Origin of the sequence: Actinomadura sp. NPDC047616 (assembly GCF_040642915.1) — a bacterium.
Lineage (GTDB): Bacteria > Actinomycetota > Actinomycetes > Streptosporangiales > Streptosporangiaceae > Spirillospora > Spirillospora miaoliensis.
In genome coordinates this window covers 123,210-129,209 of sequence record NZ_JBEYTB010000017.1, presented here as the reverse complement: position 1 = coordinate 129,209, position 6,000 = coordinate 123,210, and the positions used below count along the sequence as shown (strand labels likewise).

Here is a 6,000-nt window from a genome sequence, read left to right as displayed (position 1 = left end):
CCGTTGCCTGCTGCCTGCTGTCCGTTGCCTGCTGCCTGCTGTCCGTTGCCTGCTGCCTGCTGTCCGTTGCCTGCTGCCTGCTGTCCGTTGCCTGCTGCCTGCTGTCCGTTGCCTGCCGCCCGCTGCCCGTCGCCTGTCGCCCGTCGCCGGTGCTCGTAGGCCGGTGCTCGCAGACCGTGGCGCGAGGGCCGTGCCGGGTCGAGCACGCGCGCGGTCGGCCGTCCCCCGCCGTGATAGGTGCCGGGCCGGGGTCTTTTCGGGTGTCAGGGTGGGCGGGTGCGCCCGGTGCCGCTCGCGGCGGTGGTTGCGCCGCCCGCGTGCCGCCGGGGATGTGCCGGGGTGACGCTCCAGGCTGCCTGTCCCCGGCACGGTTCCCCGTGTGCGCTAGTGGGGCGTTGTGGTCGTGGCGGCTGGCGGGGCTGCTTGCGAGGCGGGTGCGGGTGCGGGGGCGGCGGGTGTTTCCGACAGGCCGATGCGGGTGTGCAGGCGGCGCAGCTGGGCGGGGGCCCACCAGTTGGCGGGGCCGGCCAGGCGCATGAGGGCGGGGACGAGGACGCCGCGGATGACGGTGGCGTCGACCAGGACGGCCAGGGCCATGCCGATGCCGAGCTGCTGCAGGAACACCACGCGTCCGGTGGCGTAGGCGGCGAAGGACACGGCCAGGATGACGGCGGCGGCGGTGACCAGCGGGGCGGAGCGGGCGATGCCCAGCGGCACCGAGCCGGTGGGGTCGCCGGTGCGGTCGTATTCCTCCTTGATGCGCGACAGCAGGAACACCTCGTAGTCCATGGACAGGCCGTAGGCGACGCAGAACATCAGGATGGGGATGCTGGGTTCGATCGTTCCGGTGGGGGTGAAGCCGATCAGGCCGGCCAGGTGGCCGTCCTGGAAGACGAACACCAGGGCGCCGAACATCACCGACAGGCTGAGCACGTTGAGGACGGTGGCCTTGAGCGGCGCGATGACGCTGCCGGTCATGACGAACAGCACCAGGAAGGTGACGGTGACGATGAGGGCGGCGACCAGGGGCAGGCGCGCGGTGACGCCGTCGCGGTAGTCGGCCAGTTCGGCGGGGTAGCCGCCGACGGTGACGGGTGCGGGCGCGGGTTGGGCGCGGACCTGGCGGACCAGCCCGATGGCGTCGTCCTCCAAGCGCCGGGAGGACGCGACGACCGACAGCCACGTTCCGCCGCCCGGCCGGTCGGGGGTGAAGCGTGTGCCGGTGGGCGCGGCGGCGGGGCGTCCCTGGGTGAAGGATCCGGCGGCCGAGTCGACGCGGACGACGCCGTCCAGCCGTGACAGGCGGGCGGCGTAGGGGGCGAGGGCGGCGGGGTCGGTGCCGGGGGCGGCCACGACGGTGAGGGCGTCGGCCTCCTCGGCGGTGAAGTTGGCGCGGATCTGGTCGTACATCTGGCGTGCGGGGGCGGAGGAGGGCAGGACGCGGTCGTCGGGCAGGCCGAACCGCACGCCGAGGAACGGCGCGCCGAGCACCAGCAGCAGGATCAGGGCGGCGCCGCCGAAGGCCAGGGGGCGGGCCATGACGCGGGCGGCGGCGCGGTACCAGAAGGTGGCGGTCTCGGGCCGGTGCGGGGCGGTGCCGCGGCGGCGTTGGACGCGGTGGCCGAGCAGGACGAGCGCGGCGGGCAGCACGACGGTGGCGCCGAGGACGGCGGCGGCCACGACGGCGATCCCGGCGTAGGCGAAGGAGGCCAGGAACGGGAAGGGGAAGGCCAGCAGCACCGACAGGGCGGCGGCGACGGTGCCGCCGCTGAACAGCACGGTGCGTCCGGCGCCGCGGACGGTGGCGGTGGCCGCCTGCGCGACGTCGCGGCCGCGGGCGAGTTCCTCGCGGAAGCGGAAGATGACGAACAGGCCGTAGTCGACGCCGAGGCCGATGCCCATGACCAGGGCGATGTTGGAGGCGAAGGTGGAGATCTCGGTGAGGGCGGTGACGCCGCGCAGGGCGGCCAGGGATCCGGCGACGGCGAACACGCCGACGGCGAGGGTGACCAGCGCGGCGGCCAGGCGCCGGTAGACCGCCCACAGCAGCAGGAGCACCAGGGGGACGACGAGCAGTTCGGCGCGCAGGAAGTCCTGGCGGGCCTGTTGCATGACCTGCCGGAACACCTCGTCGCCGCCGCCGGCCTGGACGGTGATCAGGTCGTCGGCGCGGGTGAAGCGGGGGGCCAGGCGGGGCAGGACGTCGCGGCGGACGTGGTCGGCGTCGCCGGGCACCCAGGCCAGGACGAGGGCCTGGCGGGCGTCGGTGGCGCGCAGGGTGGCGGGGTTGCCGCGGCTCCAGTAGGACCAGGTGTCGCCGACGCCGGGCCAGGCGGCCAGTTCGCGGGTCAGCTCGCGGCCGGCGGCGGCGACGCGGGGGTCGTCGACGGTGCCCTGGCGGGCGGTGACCAGCAGTGCGACGTTGGGGCTGCCGGTGCCGAAGCGGTCGGCGAGCTGGGCGCGGGCGGTCATCGACGCCGAGCCGGGTGCCTCGAAGCGGTTGAGCGACAGGGCGTCGATGGTGCCGGCGCCGACGGCCGCGGCCAGGATCGTGCCGATGATCGCGGCGGTCACGATCCACCATGGTCGGCCGACGATGGCCCGTGTGAGCATGCGGTCCCCCCGGGGAGAATAGGCATATGCGAGCATTGGCTCGTATTCAACTGGGGAGAATACGAGCGGTTGCTCGTGTTTGCAATACTCCTGCGGGAGTACACGCCCTCCCCCGCACTCGTGAGCGGGGCGGGGGGCGGCTCGGGGCGCGGTGTTGGGATCGGGAGGCGCGACATGCAGGACGGGCGGGCCACGCGCGAGGACGGCCAGGCGGCGCAGGCGGCGCGTGAGGGCGCGGGCGGGGGCCGGGGCGATCGTGCGCGCAGGCGTCAGGCCCGGGGCGAGCGGCGGATCGAGCAGATCCTGGCGGCCGCCGCCGAGGTGTTCGCCCGCTCGGGATATGAGGCGGCCACGACGAACGCGATCGCCTCGCAGGCGGGGATCTCGCCGGGGTCGCTCTACCAGTTCTTCGCCAACAAGGAGGCGATCGCGGGGGCGCTGGCCGACCGGTTCGTGACACAGATGGGCGCGGCGCACCGGGAGGCGTTCGAGTCGGTCGATCCGGCGGCGGTGCCGCTGCCGGAGATGATCGACCGGATGGTCGACCCGATCCTGGCGTTCAACGTGGCCAACCCGGGGTTCAAGGCGCTGTTCGCGCGTCCGGACATGCCGGCGGGGCTGGCGGACGCGGCGCGTCCCATCCAGGCGGCGCTGCTGGGCCGGGTGGAGGAGGTGATCGCGGTGCGGGCGCCGCGGCTGGGCCCGGCCGAGCGCACCCGCGCGGCGCGCGTGCTGATCCAGGTGTTCCAGGCGCTGGTGCCGCTGGTGACCTCCACCGACGACGAGGCCGAACGGGCGGCGCTGGTGGTGGAGATGAAGAAGGTGCTGCACGGCTACCTGCTGCGGATCGGCGCCGGCGACGTACAGGCCGGCGAGGGGCAGGCCGGGGGCCCGCCCGCCGGGTGAACCGCAGCCGCGCCCCCGAGGCGCGGGCCGACGGGCGCGCTCCTCGGGGGCTGCGGCCGGGGTGCGGCGGGGCTACCGGTCGGGGTGGGCGCCGACCAGTTCCACGCCGCCGCGGGTGCCGGACGCGGCGCCCGCGGTGTCACGGCTGGTCTCCGCCCAGTTCAGCAGGGCGGTGCGGCAGGCGTGGTCCAGGTGCCGCAGGCCCGACAGGTCCAGTTCGATCCGCCGGTCGTGCGGCAGGCCCTCCAGGGTGTCGAGCATCTTCGGCAGCCGCAGGAAGGTCGCGTTGCCGGTGAGGCGGACGCGGATGGGGCCGGTGCCGTCGTCGTCGACGTCCAGGTGCACGTGGGAGGTCTCCCAGGCGGTCTTGAGCACGGCCAGCAGCAGTCCCAGCAGCACGCCCTCGAACAGGTTGAGGGCGACCACGGCGACGGCGGTGCACACCAGGATCACCGCCTCGCCGCGGTGCTCGCGCCACAGCCGCGGCATCTGCGCCAGCGGCATCAGCTTCCATCCGGCGTGCACCAGCACCCCGGCCAATGCGGCCAGGGGGATGGCCTGCAGGACGGCGGGGAAGGCGGCGGCGAACACCAGCAGCCACACGCCGTGCAGGACGCGGGAGGCCTTGGTGCGGGCCCCGGCCTGGACGTTGGCGGAGCTGCGCACGATCACCGCGGTCATCGGCAGGGCGCCCAGCGCGCCGCACACGGCGTTGCCGGTCCCCTGGGCGACCAGTTCCCTGTCGTAGTCGGTGCGGGGGCCGTCGTGCATGCGGTCGACGGCGGCCGCGCTGAACAGGCTCTCGGCCGAGCAGATCAGCGTGAACGCCACGACGGTGCCCAGCACGGCCACGTCGGCCAGCCGGGACAGCTCGGCCAGGCCGGGCGGCTGGATCGCCTCCACCAGTCCCTGCACCCGCAGCCGGTCGACCGGCAGGTCGAACACGGCCACGGCGGCAGTGGCCAGCGCGACGGCGGCCAGCGGTCCGGGCACGGCGCGCACCGGGCCGGGCAGCCGCCGCCAGCCGGCCAGCACGGCGATGGTGCCGGCGCCCACGCCCAGCGCGGCCAGCGCGACGGGCGTGGTCAGGGCGTCGGCGGCCAGCCCCGGCAGTCCGGCGATCTTGGCGGGGCCGGAGTCGGGGGCGGGGGTGTCGGCCATCGCGTACAACTGCCCGGCGATGATCGTCAGGCCGATGCCGGCGAGCATGCCCTCGACGACGGCGACGGAGATCGCGCGGAACCAGCGGCCCAGGCGCAGCGCGCCCAGCAGGATCTGCAGCAGCCCGGCGGCCAGCACGATCACGCCCAGGGCCCGCAGGCCGAACTGCTGGACGGCCTCGTACACCAGGACGGTCAGTCCGGCGGCGGGGCCGGAGACCTGCAGGCTGCTGCCGGGCAGCAGCCCGGCGACCACGCCGCCGACGATGCCGGTGATCAGGCCGAGTTCGGCGGGGACGCCGGAGGCGACGGCCACGCCGACGCACAGCGGCACGGCGACCAGGAACACCACCAGGGAGGCGGGCAGGTCGTGGCGCAGCACGGCGGCGCGCCCTGCGATGCGCCCGCCGAGTCGCCCGCCGGGTCGCCCTCCGCCGGAGTCTCCGTTGGGGCCGGCGGCGGTGGCGGTGGCGGTCGCGGCGGCGTTGTCACGGGCACCGGCGGCGGTGTCGGCGCGGGTGCCGGAGTGGGTGTGGTTCACGTGGTGGGTGGCGGTGCGGTTGTCGGTCACTGGCTTCTCCTTCACAGCGGTGCGAAGGTGCCGTCGGAGGGGCGGTGGGCGTGCACGGTTCCGGTGTGGACCTGGTAGTACCAGCCGTGCAGGGCGAGGGTGCCGTCGGCGAGGCGTGCGCGGACGGCGGGGTAGCCGCGCAGGCGGTCCAGCTGGGCCAGGACGTGGCGTTGCACGGCGGCGGTGAGGACGGCCTCGGCGTCCTCACCTGCCTGCTGCCTCGTGGGCTGCCTCGTAGGCTGCCTCGTGTGCTGGTGCCGGGTCTGCTGTGGCGCGTCCGGTGCGTGGTCGCCGGTGGCCTTGGCGGTGGTGTCGGCGAGCCAGCGGGCCAGGGCCGGCACGGTGGTCAGGTCGTCGCCGCGGACCAGGGCGCCGACGGCGCCGCAGTGGGAGTGCCCGCACACCACGATGTCGGCGACTCCGAGGACCTGGACGGCGAACTCGATGGTGGCGGCCTCGCCGGTGGGCCGGTCGAGGCTGTAGGCGGGGACGATGTTGCCGGCGGTGCGCAGCTCGAACAGTTCGCCGGGCTGGGCGCGGCAGATCAGCGACGGGATGACCCGTGAGTCGGAGCAGGTGATGAACAGCGCCTGCGGGGACTGGCCCGCCGCCAGGGGTGCCAGGTGGCAGCCGTCGGCGTCGGCGCGGGCGGGGAAGGCGCGGGCGTGTTCGATCAGGGAGCGCATGCGAAGGACCTCCAAGGTGCGCCGCCCGTCTGCGGGCGTGCGCCATCGATGGAGCAACGGTCGG

The 6,000-nt window shown here is 75.0% G+C and carries 4 protein-coding genes; 1 reads left to right on the top strand and 3 read right to left on the bottom strand.

Annotated elements, in window-relative coordinates; genetic code table 11:
- Window positions 1-384: 384 nt before the first annotated feature.
- A complete protein-coding gene (locus ABZ801_RS33040) occupies window positions 385-2,574 on the bottom strand; it encodes an MMPL family transporter (RefSeq protein WP_360705439.1) in 2,190 nt (729 codons plus the stop codon).
- Between the two features lie 213 nt (window positions 2,575-2,787).
- On the opposite strand from ABZ801_RS33040, the gene ABZ801_RS33035 reads away from it, so the two are divergent.
- Window positions 2,788-3,519, top strand: a complete 732-nt coding sequence (locus tag ABZ801_RS33035; RefSeq protein WP_360705436.1) for a TetR/AcrR family transcriptional regulator — start codon at window positions 2,788-2,790, stop codon at window positions 3,517-3,519.
- A 72-nt stretch (window positions 3,520-3,591) separates the two neighbouring features.
- On the opposite strand, the gene ABZ801_RS33030 is transcribed toward ABZ801_RS33035, so the two are convergent.
- Both ABZ801_RS33030 and ABZ801_RS33025 read right to left on the bottom strand, forming a co-directional pair.
- Window positions 3,592-5,250 (bottom strand): SulP family inorganic anion transporter, encoded by a 1,659-nt coding sequence (locus ABZ801_RS33030; RefSeq protein WP_360705433.1) that lies wholly within the window; start codon window positions 5,248-5,250, stop codon window positions 3,592-3,594.
- Window positions 5,251-5,261: 11 nt separating this feature from the next.
- Window positions 5,262-5,936 (bottom strand): carbonic anhydrase, encoded by a 675-nt coding sequence (locus tag ABZ801_RS33025; RefSeq protein ID WP_360705430.1) that lies wholly within the window; start codon window positions 5,934-5,936, stop codon window positions 5,262-5,264.
- Window positions 5,937-6,000 lie beyond the last annotated feature (64 nt).